Below are 15,463 nucleotides of genomic sequence, written 5' to 3'. Positions count from 1 at the left end.
GGTGTAATGTGGTATCATTTTAAGGGAACAATTGAGGCAAAAGATTATGAAGTTTTATTGAATCGGACGGTGAGAGTCTTGCAAGGTGGTGTTGCAATCATTTTGCTTATTTTTGCTGTGATTAATGGAGTAATGCAAAAAAATATCTTGGTTTCACTTGCGATTGCAGTGGTTTGCATTGTATTGGCTGTTTTTTATTTGGAGTGGAAATTTGTCAGAAGTGCGTTAAAAACGTTTCAGCCAACGGAGATTGATCAGTATGTTACTCAAGAAGCTTTGAAACTTCAACTTCAACCCAAAAAAGTGCTGGTGATGAATGCTTGTGTTTATTTTTTTCAAGGAAAAAATCAAGTGGCTATTTTTAAAAAATCGATGCTTGAGGATCAATCACAATGGGATTCGTTTGTTGAGATGACAAAGCAAATGACGCAGCAGAAGAAATAATTTTTTTTGTAATATAATAATAATGAAATACGTTTTTATAAATTGATTTAAGAAATAATGATTAAAGTAAAGAGGGTAAAAAATGTTTGACCAATTAGAATCAATGATCGGCCGTTATGAGGAATTGGGGGAATTACTGAGTGATCCTGAGGTGGTAGCGGATACGAAACGGTTTATGGTTTTATCTCGTGAAGAGGCGGGGATGCGTGAGACGGTAGCAACGTATCAGGAGTATAAAAAAGTATTGGAAGCAATTGCTGAGAGTGAGGAGATGCTCAATGAGGGTGGCCTTGATGAGGAGATGAGAGGTTTATTCAAGGAAGAGTTGGCACTTGGGAAAGCTCAAAAACCGATTTTGGAAGAAAAAATGAAAATTTTACTTTTACCAAAGGATCCAAATGATGAAAAAAATATTGTTTTGGAGGTGCGCGGTGCTGCAGGTGGCGATGAAGCGGCATTATTTGCGGCAGATTTACTGAATATGTATCAGCATTTTGCGGAAAGTCAGGGCTGGCGTTTTGAAATCATGGAGGCGAATCAAACGTCAATCGGTGGATTCAAGGAAGTTTCGGCGTTGATTTCTGGAAGTTCGGTTTATTCAAAGTTGAAGTATGAAAGTGGTGCGCATCGGGTGCAACGTGTGCCGGTGACGGAGACACAAGGACGCGTGCATACGTCAACTGCGACTGTTTTGGTGATGCCTGAGATAGAAGAGTTTGATTATCAGATTGATCCGAATGAAATTCGCACGGACATTTATCATGCGTCAGGTGCTGGTGGACAAAATGTCAATAAGGTTGCGACAGCGGTGCGGATGGTGCATTTGCCTACGGGAATTAAAGTTGAGATGCAAGAAGAGCGCACGCAGCAGAAAAATCGAGATAAGGCGATTAAATTGCTCAATACGAAAGTGTTTGATTATTATCAGCAGATTGAGTTGGATAAGCAAAATACTGAGCGAAAATCAACGGTGGGAACGGGAGATCGTTCGGAACGGATTCGAACCTATAATTTCCCGCAAAATCGGGTGACGGATCATCGCATTGGATTGACCATTCAAAAACTTGATCGGATTATTGCTGGAGATTTGGGTGAGGTGATTGATGCACTGATCATTTATGATCAAACCAAGAAATTAGAAGCGTTGAATCAATAAGAAATTGTGCTGTTGTAAAGAGAGGTGAGAAGATGTGGGTTTTGCATTGGATTGGTGGACCGCAAGTGGAACTTGTGAATCACGGTTCTGATTCGCTTCAGATTGAGAAAATCTATCGTCGGCGCTACGGATTATCAAAAGAAGCATGGCTTGCTTTTTTGCAAACGGAGCTGACGCGTGAGAAAGAAGCGGAATTGCTTGAAATAAAAAATCGAGTGATGCTGCAGGGGCGACCTTATCAGGAAAAGTTGGATGAAGCTTATTGGAAATCAAGGGGATTTTAGGCGGATTGATCCAGTAAGAGGAGCACGGTAAAAGGAGAATTTGTATAATGTTGTGGATGGAGGCTGTCAAACGGGCTCAAGCAGAGTTAATTGAACCATTTGAACTTGAATTTGTGATGCGAGGCAAACGAAATTTGGATAAGTTGGCTTGGCTGAATTTGATGCGGAAATCCATCAGTGATGAGGAGCTGTCAGTACTGACAACAGTGACTCAAGCGCTCAAAGCGCAAAAACCGCCTCAATATCTTGTGGGATGGGCGGAATTTATGGCGTTGACATTAACGGTCAATGAAAATGTATTGATTCCAAGACAAGAAACGGAAGAATTGGTTCGGATGATTTTGGAAGATACGTCAAAATCGTGCCATAACTTGCGCGTGGTGGATATTGGAACAGGCTCTGGCGCGATTGCGTTGAGTCTGGTAAACGCACGTCCAGACTGGAAAGTCACTGCTGTTGATCTTTCAAAAGCAGCGCTTGAAGTGGCGTGTGAGAATGCAAAACGGCATCGGTTGGATGTTCGGTTTTTGGTTTCTGATGTTCTGTCAGCGCTGACAGAAGAAAAATTCGATCTGATTGTGTCTAATCCACCGTACATTGACCCTGCAAAAGCGAATGAGGTTGATGATTCTGTAAGAAAATATGAGCCATCAATGGCCCTTTTTGCAGCAGATAAAGGGCTTGAAATGTATGAAAAAATCGCAAAACAAGCGCTGTCAGTACTGACAGAAAATGGAAAAATCTATTTGGAAATCGGTTATCAGCAAGGAGCAGCTGTCAAAGCTATATTTGAAGCAGCTTTCCCGAATAAAGTGGTCACGGTGCATCAAGATTATTTTCAAAAAGATCGAATGGTGAGTGTGAAATGAATTGTATTGAAATCAAAACAAATCATGCGCGCTATCTTGAGTTGCTATTGATTGGGGATGAAAATCAAGCACATCTTGAGACCTATCTTTATTCTGGACGACTTTTTATTTTAGAAAATGAATCTGAACAGATAGGAGCCATGATTTTACAGGAAAAAAATAATGGAATCGAACTTGAAAATTTGTCTATTTTACCTGAATTTCAAAAGCAAGGGTTTGGAAGCGCATTGCTCAGATTTGCTTGTGAAAATTCATTGGGAAAATGGCTTATTTTAGGGACAGATGATGTTTCTGGTAATGTTGATTTTTATCAAAAAAATGGGTTTGAAATTTTTAAAACTGAAAAAAATTATTTTATTGAAGCGTATGATTCTCCCTGTTTTGAAAATGGGATTCAATTAAAAGATAAGATTTTTCTAAGAAAATACTGTAAATGAAAATGGAGTGTAAGATGAAGCTTGAAGATGATTTTAGAATGATGAGTGATATTTTAAGACGTGAGCTTTTGGATGTTAAAGAAGAGCTTTCTTGTGGGCGAGTGGATGTTGCTCAAGAAAAGTATGACTTTGTCGCCCGTGAGTCTCAGCGCTTTGAAACACAAGTTCTTGAAGTTGATGGAAGTTTTCGGGGACTTTCTGGCATCATTTTTCGGCAGCCGTATCATGTGCCAAAGGAGATTTTAGCGGATGTAGAATATCAAAAAAAAGCATTAAAACAGGTTCAACAGGCACTTTTGGATGCTGAAAAAAATAAAGAAAAAAGAAAAAATTAAGGAGAAAATCATGGAAATCAATGCCGCTATAACTGCTCTAAAATCAGGGGAACTCGCGATTTTGCCGACAGAAACGGTGTACGGACTTTTTGCAGATGCAACCAATGAAGCGGCTGTAAAAAAATTGTATGCGGTCAAAGGGCGTCCAACCGAAAAAGCATTGAACATGAATGTGTCAAGTTTTGAGACGATTTTGAAGTACTCAAAAAATCAACCCGCGTATCTTGAAAAAATGGTGAAAACCTTTTTACCAGGACCTTTGACGATTATTTTAGAAGCGTCACCTGAAGTACCAGAGTGGATTCATAGTGGAAAAAGTACGGTAGGATTTCGGATGCCATCAATACAAGCAACACAAGAAATTATTTCAGGTGTCGGCGTATTAGTAGGGCCTTCTGCGAATCTCACAGGTCAAGCAAGTCCACGTCTTTCAACAGATTTGACCAGAGAAATTTTGATGCATGCGGCGGTGCAAATTTTTGACGATTCTATTTCGGGATTAGATACGACGATCATTGACTTAACGGGTGATGTTCCTAAGATTTTAAGACAAGGGGCAATCACAAAAGTGGAGTTATTGTCTGCTATTCCCGAACTTAAAAGCATAAAATAAGAAATTTAGAAACTTTAATTTTTGTCTGTTTCATCCGCATGATATAATAGAATTATTAAAGAAAGAGGAGTTACTAATGATTTTTGATAAAGCTGATTTTGAAGTTTTCGATCCTGAACTCTGGACGGCCATTCATGACGAAGAAGCCCGCCAAGAAAAGAATATCGAGTTGATTGCTTCTGAAAATATTGTTTCTAAAGCTGTTTTAGCTGCGCAAGGCTCTGTTTTGACAAACAAATATGCCGAAGGTTACCCCTCAAAGCGGTATTATGGTGGAACTGACGTGGTAGATGTGATTGAGCGTCTCGCTATTGAACGTGCTAAAACACTTTTTGGAGCAGCATTTGCGAACGTTCAACCCCACTCAGGCTCACAAGCGAATGCAGCAGCCTATATGGCTTTGATTGAGCCGGGTGACACTGTCATGGGAATGGATTTGAACGCTGGAGGACATTTGACGCACGGTGCGTCAGTGAATTTCTCTGGAAAAATGTATCATTTTGTTTCTTATGGCGTTAATGCTGAAACTGAATTGCTCGATTATGATGCGATTTTAGAACAAGCTATCGCTACGCATCCTAAATTGATTGTCGCAGGAGCTTCTGCGTATTCACGGGAGATTGATTTTGAAAAATTCCGTGATATTGCTGATCACGTTGGGGCAAAATTGATGGTTGATATGGCACATATTGCGGGATTAGTTGCAACAGGTGCGCATCAAAGCCCAGTTCCTTATGCAGATATCGTAACGACAACGACACATAAAACCTTGCGTGGTCCGCGTGGTGGTTTAATTTTGACAAATGATGAAGGATTGGCCAAAAAGATTAATTCTGCGATTTTCCCTGGCTTACAGGGCGGTCCTTTGATGCACGTGATTGCTGGAAAAGCGGTTGCGCTTAAAGAAGCACTGGATCCTGCTTTTAAAACGTATATTGATCAAGTCATTTTAAATACAGCAGCGATGTCTGATGAATTCACAAAAGCTGGCTTGCACGTGATTACAGGTGGAACGGATAATCATTTGTTAAACATGGAAGTGCTTCCTTTAGGAATTAATGGAAAAGAAGCACAAGATTTGTTGGACACTGTTTTTATCACGTTGAATAAAGAAGCAATTCCAAATGAAACGTTATCGCCATTTAAAACATCTGGTGTTCGTATTGGTGGTGCGGCAATCACATCACGTGGATTCAAAGAAAATGAAGCGCGTAAAGTTGCGCAATTGGTGACGCGTGCATTGAAACATCATGATGAAGATGAAGTACTAAAAGAAGTACGTAATCAAGTACTTGACTTGACAAAACAATTCCCTTTGTATTAAAATAAGACTGGAAATAAAATAAAAAATCTAATGATAGTATGACTCTCGATTGTTATAATTTTTTAAGTTCCTTATTGAAATGAGGAAAAAAAGTACTATCAGAAAGCATCCAGGTAAGTGATATGATAAGAAAATTCGTGAAGTTAGTCGTGCTTGTACTCGTTGTACTTGCAGGTTTTTACGTGTACCGTGCTCACGAAAATGTTAAGCATGTGATGGCCTATAAGTCAGCGGTTGAAGCAAGTCTTAAAAAGCAGGGATTGCAAGGCGATACAAATCTTGCACTTGCGATTATTTATACAGAAACAAAGGGAAAAAGTATTGATGTGATGCAGTCAAGTGAGAGCTTGTCGGGTCAAAAAGATACGATTGGAACCACTTCAAAAAGTATTGAGCAGGGACTTTCAAATTTGACGAAAGTGCTTTCGTATGCGAATGAAAAAGATGTGGACGTATGGACAGGTGTTCAAGCGTATAATTATGGAAAAGCTTATGTGGATTATATTGCCCAACACGGTCACAAAAATACGATTGCAGCATCGAAAGCTTATTCTAGGGATGTTGTTGCGCCAAGTCTTGGAAATCGGACGAAAGAGACGTATTATCATCTCACGTTTGAGTCGTTGTGGTATAATCAGGGAAAATTGTATGTTAATGGTGGGAATATGTTTTATGCGCGTGAAGTGCGGATGAACATGTATCTTTTGCGCTATTTGAATTGGTGAAATAAATTGTCAGCACTGACAGAAATTTTTAGAGAAAAAAGCGCTCAGGTCAGGATGAATCTGGGCGTTTTTGTGCGTTGTCAGTACTGACAGTATTTTTAGGTATTGTATGTCAATTTGAAGTCTGTGAAATCATCAAACGCAGCTGGAATGCGTTCCAGATAAGTGACCTTTGCAAAAGGATTTCGTTTGGGACCTTGTCTGATCAGCGTTTCAAATTGATTTAGACGTTGTGCCGTTTGACTTTGTGCTAAAATTACCACACTTCCATCGGCATCATTCCAGACACGTCCGTAAATGTCACCACACTGCTCGGCAGTTGAAATCACAAAATAGCGAAAACCGACCCCTTGAACGCGTCCATAAACGGTCATTTTTATTTTAAACATTTTCACCTCCTGAAATAAATCATTAAAAAAGCATCAAAAAATAAAGCGCAGCCTTTCGCTTTTTTCACCAGTAACATCTTTTTTGCATTCGTTTGATGATTTGGAAACGCTTTTATAGTGATATTATAGCACAAAATAAAGCAAGATTCATCATTTTCTGATAAAATAAGAGCATGGAAATCATCACATCAAAAGAAAATAAAAAAATAAAATCGGCCCGTCAATTATTGACCCGAAAAGGGCGAAAACAATCGGGAAATTACCTCATTGAGGGATTTCATTTGCTTGAGGAAGCACTAAAAGCTAAAGCTGAACTTGTCGAAATTTTTGTCAGTACTGACAAGATTGAAAAAGTACCGGCTGGCCTCTCTTTTATTGCTGTCAGTGCTGACGTGCTTAGAAGTCTCGCGAGCAGTGATACACCACAAGGAATTGTCGCCATTGTCAAAAAAATGGAAGCTGATGATTTTGAGATGGGAAAAGTTTTGATTTTGGAGGATGTCCAAGATCCAGGAAATGTGGGAACGATGATCAGAACAGCTGATGCAGCAGGATTTGATGCCGTTTTTACGACAAATGCGTCCGCTGATATCTATAGTCCAAAAGTGATGCGTGCGATGCAAGGCAGTCATTTTCATCTCGCAGTGGTTGATGGTGTTACGTTTGAAAATCTGGTTGGATTCGTGCGTGATGCGGGATTAGAACTTCTTGTGAGTACGTTGTCAAAAAATTCAATCAATTATAAAGCTGTAAAAATGGATCGTTTTGCTTTGGTAATGGGCAACGAAGGCAATGGTGTTTCTGATTTTGCGGTGAAAAATGCAGATCAGCTGGTGCATATTGAAATGCCAGGACAAGCTGAATCACTCAACGTCGCAGTAGCGGCAGGGATTTTGATGTTTGCATTGTGAGGAGAAAAAATGATTGTCGTTTTTGATTTAGATGGGACGATTTGTTTCGATGGTAAAAAAATTGAAAAATCGCTAATAGGAGCGATTAAAGATTTAGAAAATCACGGTTACACTATTGTTTTTGCATCTGCACGTCCAATTCGAGACATGATGCCATTATTGAAGCAAGATTTTTTTGAAAATTTTTTTATTGGAGGAAATGGTGCAATTGTCAAAGAAAATGAGACACTAAAAGTCCTCAAATCGATTGATCATGAAAGTTTTGAGTGTATTAAATCTGTCATCAATCGTTGGGATTTGGATTTTGTCATTGATGACAGCTGGGATTATAGCATGCGTAATCGAAATGATGCACTTTCCAAAATCAACGATAAAATAGATGCACTACATTTGGCAAAAAATATTCCACTTGATAAAATAAAATCTCCAGTAAAAACGATTTTACTTAATCTTCCGTCTTCTCAATATGAAAATATCTTAAGTGAAATCCAAAAATTACCAATCGAAATCGTTCGGCATAGGGGAAGTCTAAGTCTTGACATTACTGCTAAAGGAATCGATAAATATACGGCGTTTAAAAGATTTTTTAACCCAAAAGAGGCCGTTGTCTTTGGTAATGATGAAAATGATAGAGCACTTTTAATGCAGGCTAAAAATGCCATTATTGTCGGAGAAAATCCGCAGTTGCGAGACCTTACGGGACTATTTATCCCAGAAAACATTAAAACGATACGAAAGACCATTGCATCACTCAAGGAGAAAGCATGGGAAAATTAAATTTGAATTTCACAGCCATTATTGATCGCCCAATTGGCACCGTTCATCACGGGACGACTTATCCGATCAATTACGGTTACATTGAAGGCATTATCGCAGGAGATGGTGAGGAACAGGACGTTTACATTCTCTCATCACGTCCTGAAAATCAAGTGCCGCTCAACACATTTACGGGCAAACTTATTGCAATCATTCACCGAAAAGACGATGTGGAAGAGAAGTGGGTCCTAAGTGGTGCTGACGAAACCTTCACAAAAGAAGAAATCGAACAAGCGGTCTATTTTCAAGAGCGTTATTTTGATAGCACTGTTGAACTTTTCAAATAAAAAAGCATTTTCATTTGAGAAAATGCTCTTTTTATTTCTGTCAGTACTGACAGAAAATTTTTTATCAAAATCACGCAAAACGTGATAAAATCCACTTTAAGCTGATACTTTTGATTTTTTACTGGATAAAAATAAGGCAGGAAATGCGATGATGACAAGCACCACGCAGCTCACAAGAAACGCCGTTTGATAGCCGTTGAGCTGTGCCAAATCTAATAAATGATGCCCATAATGTGTCGCTTGTTCTTTGATATTCGTAATCGCAGAAGCACTTGGCGCAGTATGAGTTGCTGCTGCATGCGCTTTGACAACCGTTGTCAAATGATTGGCAAAAAGTGTGACTTTGTGACTCAGATTTTCAGAAAGAATGACCGCCGTCACAATCGCAGAAACGACCGCTGATCCAAAGCTGGAACCGACATTTTGAATGATCCGCTGCCCGACAGAAGCACCAGGAATATCCTGCTTTTCTAATCCGATGAAAATGTCCGTCATCATTGGCATTTGCAGACCACCAATCCCAATCCCGCGAACAAATAAAACCGCACCGATCCACCACAAACTGGAATGACTCTGCACAAAAACAAATGGGAAAGTGCCGACCAAAGAAATCGCTAGTGATACAAGGACAATCGGGCGCGCGCCCATCCGATCGATCAATTTTCCGATTGTTGGACGTGCCACAAGCATCCCTAACCCTTGTGGAATCAGCATAAGTCCAGCTTCAACCGCCGTGAATCCCTTTGTGTTTTGAAAAAAGAGTGGCAAGAGTAACATTGGCCCATTTGAAGCAATCCCAGCAAGAAAAATCCCAATATTTGCCGCAGTAAAATGTTTAGATTTAAAAAATCGCAAAGGAAGCACCGTTTCATTGTGACGCAAATGATTATAAAAGCCATAAATTACAAACATGACAAGTCCCAGCACCACAAAAGTGATCATTTGAGCATTAAAGAAATGTTGTGCATTCTCAGAACCCTTCATCATTCCATAAATCAAACCAATCGATCCTGCAGCAAGAAGAAATGTGCCAAACCAATCAAGTTTTGCTTTTGGATTAAATGGTTTAAAAGAATCCAATAAGAAATGATTCAAAATGACCGCAAGCAGACACACTGGAATATTCACATAAAAGATCCAGTGCCAATTTGCCCCAGAAACAATGGCGCCGCCAAGTACAGGACCTACGATTGGCCCTAAAATAATCGGTGTTGAAACGACTGCCATCAGCTGTCCTAATTTATTTGCTGGTGTGATTTGCATGAGAAGTGTTGTCATGAGCAGTGTAATGAACCCCGCCGCAAAACCTTGTATCGCACGAAAAACAATAAAACTCTCAATGTTCCACGCAAGTCCTGAGAGCAAACTAAACACGCCAAACGCTGCAATCGCCCACTGAAGCACTTTTTTTCCATCCAAATGATTGACCAAATATCCACACACCGGCACCGCCACCGCAAGTGCGAGCACATAACCCGTGATTGCCCACTGGATCATATTTAGCGACGTGTGGAGGTCCAGTTGCAGATCCTTAATCGCAATATTGACCATGGTTGAGTCGAGCATCGGCGCTATCGCACCAACGACTAAAACCCACGCATTTCGCGTCAATTCTTTTGGCAATTTTTCTTTTTCTTTTTTTGCCATGCTTTATCCTCTTTTCTTTTAGATACATTATGTATCTAAATTACATAAAGAATTATAATACTTAGAAAAACTTTTGTCAAGAATAAAGTGCAAGTTGTATCTAAAAAAGTTTACAGTTGCCAAAAAAAATATGCTATAATATAAATTAAGAAAAAAGGCGATCAAAGGGAGAAAAAATGCCACAAAGAAGAAGAGGAGAAGCGCTCAAAACTGCCATTTATGATGCGACCGTCGAGATCCTCGAGCAAGAAGGATACGAAGCCGTCACCTTCCAAAATGTTGCCAAAAAAGCGAATACCACCCGAAGCGTGCTTTATCGGTACTTTGATAATACATTTCATTTGATTTATGAAGCATCACGAGCACATGTTCAAAAAAATCAAAAATGGCACGGAACAGTGATGGATCAAGAATTTAACACGGGTCAAATGAGGACAGATTTGCTTGCCATGATGACCTATCTCAGAGAAAATGCTGCTCTTTTTCCGAAAAACTTTCTCTCATTCATCTACTTTGAACAAGCCCAAGGAAAGCACAGAATGGATGGATTGTTACCAGGCGTTATTGAAAGTAATATTATCATTATGGAGCGCATTTTAGCGCGCGCTCAAGAACGTGGAGAAGCACGTGAAAAAATTGCTCGCGCCGCAAAACTCCTCCCATTTGAGCTTTCAAGATATCATATCTTTGTCGAAAATCGCCCCATATCTGATGAAAACTTAATTGAGTTGATTGATGACATCCTCCTTCCACTTTATAAAAAATAAAAAAATTTCTGTCAGTACTGACAGAAATTTTTTGAGTATTGCCCCCGTCTATTTTGATGCGAAGTTTAAAACAAACACCAAATATTTCGTTTTTCATCACTAAATCAGCTGCTAAAAAAGCTGTCAGTACTGACAGAAATAGCTGTCACTCAAAATGACTCGCCAATTGCTCAGCAAAAGCTTCCAAATGCGCTTCATCCTCATCCTCAGGAGACAAATCGACACGGACTAATTCAGCCCCTTTCGTGGCTCCCGTCAGCGCTAAGCGTTCCTCAAACATATCCACGCAAATGCAAAAATCATCATAAAATGTATCGCCAGATCCAAAGCAACCATAAATTTTACCACTTAAATCCACATCTTCCAAATCTTCATACAAATCCACGATTTCATCAGGTAATTCGCCATCGCCATAAGTATAAGTTCCAATAATCACAAGATCCGCATCTTCAAAATCAGACGCATCAACAGATGAACACTCATCGCACTCCACCTCAAAACCAAGTGCTTCAAGTTTATCTGCGACAATATCAGCACACGCTTCTGTATTTCCTGTCATACTTGCATAAACAATTTTTGCTAAAGCCATACATATTCCTCTTATCTTTTAAATCTCTTATGAATCAAATTATATCAATTTTTGACAAAAAAAACATCATTTTAAATCAAATAAAGAGAATTTTGCACTGTCAAAAACAATAAGCCGTCATAAAAACACTGCTGGATAGAAAAAAAGCGTCAATTTATGGTAAAATAAAGTGTATTTAGATTGAAAATAGATTTTGAAAAGGCTCATGATTTTCTGAAAGTAACTTGGCAAATAAACTGATAAATACTATTTGAACAAGTTTAAACCCAGTTTTCATTAAAAGTATGCGTCACTTCAAAAAAATAAGCAAAATAAAAGAAAGAAGATACAAACGTGATTACACTCAAATCTGCTCGTGAAATCGAACAAATGCAACGCTCATGCGCTATTTTAGCAGGCATCCATATCGGATTGCGCGAGTTAATTAAGCCAGGGATTGACATGTGGGAGATTGAAGAATATGTCAGAAAAGTCTGTAAAGAAAAAAATGTCATCCCGATGCAAATCGGAGTAGATGGAGCAATGATGGACTATCCTTATGCCACTTGTTGCTGTTTAAATGATGAAGTCGCACACGCATTCCCACGCCACCAAATTTTAAAAGACGGAGATTTGATCAAAGTGGATATGGTGCTTGGATTGATTGAAGACGACTATGCTGATATGAAAAAAGTTGATTTTAATGACACCAAAAAAATGAAAAAAATCATGGAAGGCTTCACAGGCGGTGTGGCAGATTCATGTTGGGCTTACGCCGTTGGTGTAGCACCAAAAGAAGTGACTGACTTGATGAATGTGACACGCGAATGTCTTTACCGCGGGATTGAAGCTGCAAAAGTAGGAAACCGCATCGGAGATATTGGAGCAGCCATCCAAACATACGCAGAAGAACGAGGGTATGGCGTTGTGCGTGATCTGTGTGGTCACGGTGTTGGACCAACCATGCACGAAGAACCTCTCATTCCCCACTTTGGTAAAGCAGGGCGCGGACTTAGACTTCGTGAAGGCATGGTCATTACTGTTGAGCCGATGATTAATACCGGCACATGGGAAGTTAAAGAAGATGAAACCTCAGGTTGGGGCTTTACCACCAAAGATGGTGGTCTTTCTTGCCAATACGAACATCAATTTGTCATCACCAAAGATGGTCCACGTATCCTCACCTCACAAGGAGAAGAAAGAACTTACTGATGACTGAAATTAGAGTGTGATTCATGGAAAAAAAAGGAAAATTAAAAACGATAAAAAAAAGTATCGCTCCAGTGTTACAATGGGTGAATACCTTCATCAGTTTTTTTAAAAGCTCAGAAATGAGTTTATCTTCTATCGCGGTAGCTTATTACCTTTTGCTATCGCTTTTTCCAATGCTTTTGATCATTGGAAATGCCCTTCCTTTTTTTCATATTGATGTCAGTACAGTCCTTGACTTTTTAGAATCCAACCTTCCCAACCAACTCTACAAAGGGATCGCTCCAGTGATTGAAAATGTCCTCTCAAGCCCAAGCACAAGCTTACTTTGGGTTTCCATTATTGCAGGATTATGGACCTTTTCGCGCGCACTTTCTGCCCTACAGATGGCCATGAACAAATCTTATGAAGTTTCTGAACATCGCGATTTTATTTTGAGCCGAATCATCGGAATGCTTTCTGGATTAGCCATCTTTTTGTGCTTGTATTTTTCGATTGCCATCTCCACTTTTGGACAAATTATTCTCGCACAAGTCCATCAACTGCTCCCGTTTAATGATGACCTCTATCGAACCCTGCACAGCATGACCTTGCCTGCAGTTGGATTAGCTACATTTTTAAGCCTCGTACTCCTTTATTACCTCTTACCAAACGTCAGAATAAAAAAAATCAGATACATCCTTCCAGGATCAATCTTTTCAACACTCGTTTTAGTTTTGTTCATGAACATCATCGCACAATACGTCAATTTTTCACTCCGCCAACTTAACGACTTCAAGTTGATTGGATCATTATTGATTTTTGCACTCATGATCTGGTTTATCTTTATTGCCCGCATTTTGATTATCGGAGCCATCCTGAATGCCACCTATCAAAATAAAAAAGAAGGACAATTTGAAACACGACGCGGAGAAATCGTCACGCTGATCAAGGACATCACCAAGTAAAAAATGAACAGCACGTTCATTTTTTTTTACGAAAAACTAAGAATTTAGAGTAAAAGTAGTTGAGGATAATATTAAGCACTTGAATCATCAAGGAAAATAAAAGCATGGTTTGATTAAAATTCAAATGGAAAATACGCATCAAAAATTCAGGATGAACGTCGCCAAACCACCATTTTAAAAGAATGGCTAATCCCATAAAAATCAAGCGTCCAGCAGCAAAATTAAAAAAATCAAACCAAACGTGCGTACTCTTGTGCTCAAAAACCCACTTTTTATTTGTATAAAACGCAAAAATAATACTGATGATTTGCCCAATCCCCTCAGAAAGCGAAGCACGCCCAGATATAGTGCCTAAAAGCACCAAACTACAAGACATAAAAAGATAATAAACAACTGTCGTAAGGACACCAAAAACAAGATATTTAAAAGCTTCAGTGTTCATAAAAAGCGTGATTTTTTTCATGCTTTTATTATAGCACAGTCTTTTCACTATTTACATGACGGCTTGTCTTATATGTTCATATACCAACAGTAGACAGGTGCTCAAATAAGTGGAAAAAGGTAAGGAATTAAATAAGAAAGTCGCCAATCCATGGGTAAAAGTCGCCACAATTAGAATAAACCATCTAGCTTATCCGAAAGTGATTGTTGCCTATTGGGATAGAGATGTCCATAGGTGTTATAGGTGGTTTTAATAGAAGCATGTCCAAGTCGCTCCTTAATCACATAGGGATCTTCTCCATTGTTAATCAGGAGTGCCACATGGGAGTGTCTGAAGTCATGTATACGTATCTTCTTCAGCTTATTGGTACGCTTTATGACCTTGTCATAGGCACGTTTAATTCTGAATTCATTAAGAAGTTCAGGGATAAACTGAAAGACCTGTAAACTTTTTGTATCTTCATAGAATTCACAGAGCAGTTGGTGCTGTTGTTTCTGCCATGCTCTAAGTTCCTTGGCTAGAGCATTGTGAATTGTAATAGAGCGATACCCTGCCTTGGTCTTAGGAGGGTGGAAGTCTAGCTGTCCATTGGGTAATCTAACAAGCGTCTTACTAACTTGTATTGTCTGCCTTGTTAAATCAATATCTTCCCATGTTAGCCCGAGGAGCTCTCCTTTTCTCATACCTGTAGAGAATGCCACTTTAAAGAAGAGTTGATAGGGGTATTCCTCTACCTCAAATAGAGAGAGGAAGTGAGTAAATTCATCAACCGTCCAATAATTCATTTTGTTCCTGGTTTCTGGGAGGTTACGTAAGACAGTACATGGATTGTCTGCACGAAACCCATGCTTGACTGCCGTATTAAAGAGCTTGCTTAGTTGGGCAATTAAACGGTTAACAGTTGAGGGAGCTAGTCTTTGATTAATGAGGGTTTGCCTAAAGATTTCAATCTCTCTGTGGGTAATTTTATCTATCTGTGCCTCTTTAAAGTACCCCTCAAAGTGCTTCCTATAGTAAACCTCTTGGGTATGAAGATAAGTGTCTCTACAGTGGTTCATCTTATCATCTTCTTGAGTTAAGGTATAGAGTAAATCAAGTGTGCCTCCTTTAATCGCCGAAAGGTCACCAAATTTCTTAACTCTAAGCAGTGGTTCGAGTTCTAGCGCTTCTCGTCTTGTTTTGATGTTTCGTTTTGTGTAACGTCTACGCTTACCTGTGATAGGGTTGATCCCCCCTGAGATATCAACTTGCCATAGTCCTGTTTTGGTATCTTTTCTTACTGTCATCTTTCGG

General features: G+C 39.3%; 20 protein-coding genes. 15 read left to right on the top strand and 5 right to left on the bottom strand.

Features of this window, described 5'->3' with window-relative positions:
* Window positions 1-6: 6 nt before the first annotated feature.
* The 9 genes from GHI93_RS03760 (at window position 7) to GHI93_RS03720 (ending at window position 6,187) form a co-directional block, all read left to right on the top strand.
* Complete coding sequence (locus GHI93_RS03760) at window positions 7-444, top strand: hypothetical protein (protein ID WP_153495731.1); 438 nt, start codon at window positions 7-9, stop codon at window positions 442-444.
* Window positions 445-526: 82 nt separating this feature from the next.
* Complete coding sequence (gene prfA / locus GHI93_RS03755; RefSeq protein WP_153495729.1) at window positions 527-1,600, top strand: peptide chain release factor 1; 1,074 nt, start codon at window positions 527-529, stop codon at window positions 1,598-1,600.
* A gap of 32 nt (window positions 1,601-1,632) precedes the next feature.
* Window positions 1,633-1,884 (top strand): hypothetical protein, encoded by a 252-nt coding sequence (locus GHI93_RS03750; protein WP_153495728.1) that lies wholly within the window; start codon window positions 1,633-1,635, stop codon window positions 1,882-1,884.
* A gap of 47 nt (window positions 1,885-1,931) precedes the next feature.
* Window positions 1,932-2,753: a peptide chain release factor N(5)-glutamine methyltransferase gene (gene prmC / locus GHI93_RS03745; RefSeq protein WP_153495726.1), complete on the top strand. Its 822-nt coding sequence runs from the start codon at window positions 1,932-1,934 to the stop codon at window positions 2,751-2,753.
* Window positions 2,750-3,190, top strand: a complete 441-nt coding sequence (locus GHI93_RS03740) for a GNAT family N-acetyltransferase (protein WP_153495724.1) — start codon at window positions 2,750-2,752, stop codon at window positions 3,188-3,190. Before prmC ends, GHI93_RS03740 begins: the two co-directional genes overlap by 4 nt.
* A gap of 14 nt (window positions 3,191-3,204) precedes the next feature.
* Window positions 3,205-3,525 carry a hypothetical protein gene (locus GHI93_RS03735; protein ID WP_153495722.1) on the top strand — a complete coding sequence of 107 codons (321 nt, stop codon included), beginning with the start codon at window positions 3,205-3,207 and terminating at the stop codon, window positions 3,523-3,525.
* Window positions 3,526-3,535: 10 nt separating this feature from the next.
* Window positions 3,536-4,138 (top strand): L-threonylcarbamoyladenylate synthase, encoded by a 603-nt coding sequence (locus GHI93_RS03730; RefSeq protein WP_153495721.1) that lies wholly within the window; start codon window positions 3,536-3,538, stop codon window positions 4,136-4,138.
* Between the two features lie 76 nt (window positions 4,139-4,214).
* Window positions 4,215-5,462 (top strand): serine hydroxymethyltransferase, encoded by a 1,248-nt coding sequence (gene glyA, locus GHI93_RS03725; protein ID WP_153495719.1) that lies wholly within the window; start codon window positions 4,215-4,217, stop codon window positions 5,460-5,462.
* A gap of 122 nt (window positions 5,463-5,584) precedes the next feature.
* Window positions 5,585-6,187: a lysozyme family protein gene (locus GHI93_RS03720; RefSeq protein ID WP_153495717.1), complete on the top strand. Its 603-nt coding sequence runs from the start codon at window positions 5,585-5,587 to the stop codon at window positions 6,185-6,187.
* A gap of 98 nt (window positions 6,188-6,285) precedes the next feature.
* Here GHI93_RS03720 and GHI93_RS03715 read toward each other — a convergent pair whose 3' ends face one another.
* Window positions 6,286-6,576, bottom strand: coding sequence for an acylphosphatase (locus GHI93_RS03715; protein WP_153495715.1), 291 nt, complete (start codon window positions 6,574-6,576; stop codon window positions 6,286-6,288).
* A gap of 173 nt (window positions 6,577-6,749) precedes the next feature.
* Between GHI93_RS03715 and GHI93_RS03710 the strand changes: the two genes are divergently transcribed.
* From GHI93_RS03710 to GHI93_RS03700, 3 genes are read left to right on the top strand one after another with little or no spacing between them, the layout of a single operon-like run.
* Complete coding sequence (locus GHI93_RS03710) at window positions 6,750-7,487, top strand: TrmH family RNA methyltransferase (RefSeq protein ID WP_153495714.1); 738 nt, start codon at window positions 6,750-6,752, stop codon at window positions 7,485-7,487.
* 9 nt (window positions 7,488-7,496) lie between these two features.
* On the top strand, window positions 7,497-8,264 hold the full coding sequence (locus GHI93_RS03705; protein WP_153495712.1) for an HAD-IIB family hydrolase: 768 nt from the start codon (window positions 7,497-7,499) through the stop codon (window positions 8,262-8,264).
* Window positions 8,252-8,590, top strand: a complete 339-nt coding sequence (locus GHI93_RS03700; RefSeq protein ID WP_153495710.1) for an inorganic diphosphatase — start codon at window positions 8,252-8,254, stop codon at window positions 8,588-8,590. The genes GHI93_RS03705 and GHI93_RS03700 overlap by 13 nt, the downstream gene beginning before the upstream one ends.
* A gap of 96 nt (window positions 8,591-8,686) precedes the next feature.
* Here GHI93_RS03700 and GHI93_RS03695 read toward each other — a convergent pair whose 3' ends face one another.
* On the bottom strand, window positions 8,687-10,237 hold the full coding sequence (locus GHI93_RS03695; RefSeq protein ID WP_153495708.1) for an MDR family MFS transporter: 1,551 nt from the start codon (window positions 10,235-10,237) through the stop codon (window positions 8,687-8,689).
* Window positions 10,238-10,413: 176 nt separating this feature from the next.
* Here GHI93_RS03695 and GHI93_RS03690 point away from each other — a divergent pair, with 176 nt between their 5' ends.
* Complete coding sequence (locus tag GHI93_RS03690) at window positions 10,414-11,004, top strand: TetR/AcrR family transcriptional regulator (RefSeq protein WP_153495706.1); 591 nt, start codon at window positions 10,414-10,416, stop codon at window positions 11,002-11,004.
* Between the two features lie 145 nt (window positions 11,005-11,149).
* Here the strand turns inward: GHI93_RS03690 and GHI93_RS03685 are convergent, their stop codons facing one another.
* Window positions 11,150-11,593 (bottom strand): flavodoxin, encoded by a 444-nt coding sequence (locus GHI93_RS03685; protein ID WP_153495704.1) that lies wholly within the window; start codon window positions 11,591-11,593, stop codon window positions 11,150-11,152.
* A gap of 333 nt (window positions 11,594-11,926) precedes the next feature.
* On the opposite strand from GHI93_RS03685, the gene GHI93_RS03680 reads away from it, so the two are divergent.
* Both GHI93_RS03680 and GHI93_RS03675 read left to right on the top strand, forming a co-directional pair.
* On the top strand, window positions 11,927-12,784 hold the full coding sequence (locus tag GHI93_RS03680) for a methionyl aminopeptidase (RefSeq protein WP_343030307.1): 858 nt from the start codon (window positions 11,927-11,929) through the stop codon (window positions 12,782-12,784).
* Window positions 12,785-12,807: 23 nt separating this feature from the next.
* Window positions 12,808-13,728 carry a YihY/virulence factor BrkB family protein gene (locus tag GHI93_RS03675; RefSeq protein ID WP_153495702.1) on the top strand — a complete coding sequence of 307 codons (921 nt, stop codon included), beginning with the start codon at window positions 12,808-12,810 and terminating at the stop codon, window positions 13,726-13,728.
* A gap of 16 nt (window positions 13,729-13,744) precedes the next feature.
* Here GHI93_RS03675 and GHI93_RS03670 read toward each other — a convergent pair whose 3' ends face one another.
* Window positions 13,745-14,191, bottom strand: a complete 447-nt coding sequence (locus GHI93_RS03670; protein ID WP_153495700.1) for a GtrA family protein — start codon at window positions 14,189-14,191, stop codon at window positions 13,745-13,747.
* Window positions 14,192-14,340: 149 nt separating this feature from the next.
* A complete protein-coding gene (locus GHI93_RS03665) occupies window positions 14,341-15,456 on the bottom strand; it encodes a tyrosine-type recombinase/integrase (RefSeq protein ID WP_153495698.1) in 1,116 nt (371 codons plus the stop codon).
* Window positions 15,457-15,463: the final 7 nt, after the last annotated feature.

This window comes from Lactococcus hircilactis (genome assembly GCF_009601015.1).
Lineage (GTDB): Bacteria > Bacillota > Bacilli > Lactobacillales > Streptococcaceae > Lactococcus > Lactococcus hircilactis.
Note: the sequence above shows the minus strand (reverse complement) of the source record. Positions and strands in the feature narration are given on the sequence as shown.

Bases quoted from the DNA above. Each gene is read 5' to 3' on its own strand.
- GHI93_RS03760 (WP_153495731.1), top strand. From the start codon at position 7: ATGTGGTATCATTTTAAGGGAACAATTGAGGCAAAAGATTATGAAGTT.
- prfA (WP_153495729.1), top strand. From the start codon at position 527: ATGTTTGACCAATTAGAATCAATGATCGGCCGTTATGAGGAATTGGGG.
- GHI93_RS03750 (WP_153495728.1), top strand. From the start codon at position 1,633: ATGTGGGTTTTGCATTGGATTGGTGGACCGCAAGTGGAACTTGTGAAT.
- prmC (WP_153495726.1), top strand. From the start codon at position 1,932: ATGTTGTGGATGGAGGCTGTCAAACGGGCTCAAGCAGAGTTAATTGAA.
- GHI93_RS03740 (WP_153495724.1), top strand. From the start codon at position 2,750: ATGAATTGTATTGAAATCAAAACAAATCATGCGCGCTATCTTGAGTTG.
- GHI93_RS03735 (WP_153495722.1), top strand. From the start codon at position 3,205: ATGAAGCTTGAAGATGATTTTAGAATGATGAGTGATATTTTAAGACGT.
- GHI93_RS03730 (WP_153495721.1), top strand. From the start codon at position 3,536: ATGGAAATCAATGCCGCTATAACTGCTCTAAAATCAGGGGAACTCGCG.
- glyA (WP_153495719.1), top strand. From the start codon at position 4,215: ATGATTTTTGATAAAGCTGATTTTGAAGTTTTCGATCCTGAACTCTGG.
- GHI93_RS03720 (WP_153495717.1), top strand. From the start codon at position 5,585: ATGATAAGAAAATTCGTGAAGTTAGTCGTGCTTGTACTCGTTGTACTT.
- GHI93_RS03715 (WP_153495715.1), bottom strand. From the start codon at position 6,576: ATGTTTAAAATAAAAATGACCGTTTATGGACGCGTTCAAGGGGTCGGT.
- GHI93_RS03710 (WP_153495714.1), top strand. From the start codon at position 6,750: ATGGAAATCATCACATCAAAAGAAAATAAAAAAATAAAATCGGCCCGT.
- GHI93_RS03705 (WP_153495712.1), top strand. From the start codon at position 7,497: ATGATTGTCGTTTTTGATTTAGATGGGACGATTTGTTTCGATGGTAAA.
- GHI93_RS03700 (WP_153495710.1), top strand. From the start codon at position 8,252: ATGGGAAAATTAAATTTGAATTTCACAGCCATTATTGATCGCCCAATT.
- GHI93_RS03695 (WP_153495708.1), bottom strand. From the start codon at position 10,237: ATGGCAAAAAAAGAAAAAGAAAAATTGCCAAAAGAATTGACGCGAAAT.
- GHI93_RS03690 (WP_153495706.1), top strand. From the start codon at position 10,414: ATGCCACAAAGAAGAAGAGGAGAAGCGCTCAAAACTGCCATTTATGAT.
- GHI93_RS03685 (WP_153495704.1), bottom strand. From the start codon at position 11,593: ATGGCTTTAGCAAAAATTGTTTATGCAAGTATGACAGGAAATACAGAA.
- GHI93_RS03675 (WP_153495702.1), top strand. From the start codon at position 12,808: ATGGAAAAAAAAGGAAAATTAAAAACGATAAAAAAAAGTATCGCTCCA.
- GHI93_RS03670 (WP_153495700.1), bottom strand. From the start codon at position 14,191: ATGAAAAAAATCACGCTTTTTATGAACACTGAAGCTTTTAAATATCTT.
- GHI93_RS03665 (WP_153495698.1), bottom strand. From the start codon at position 15,456: ATGACAGTAAGAAAAGATACCAAAACAGGACTATGGCAAGTTGATATC.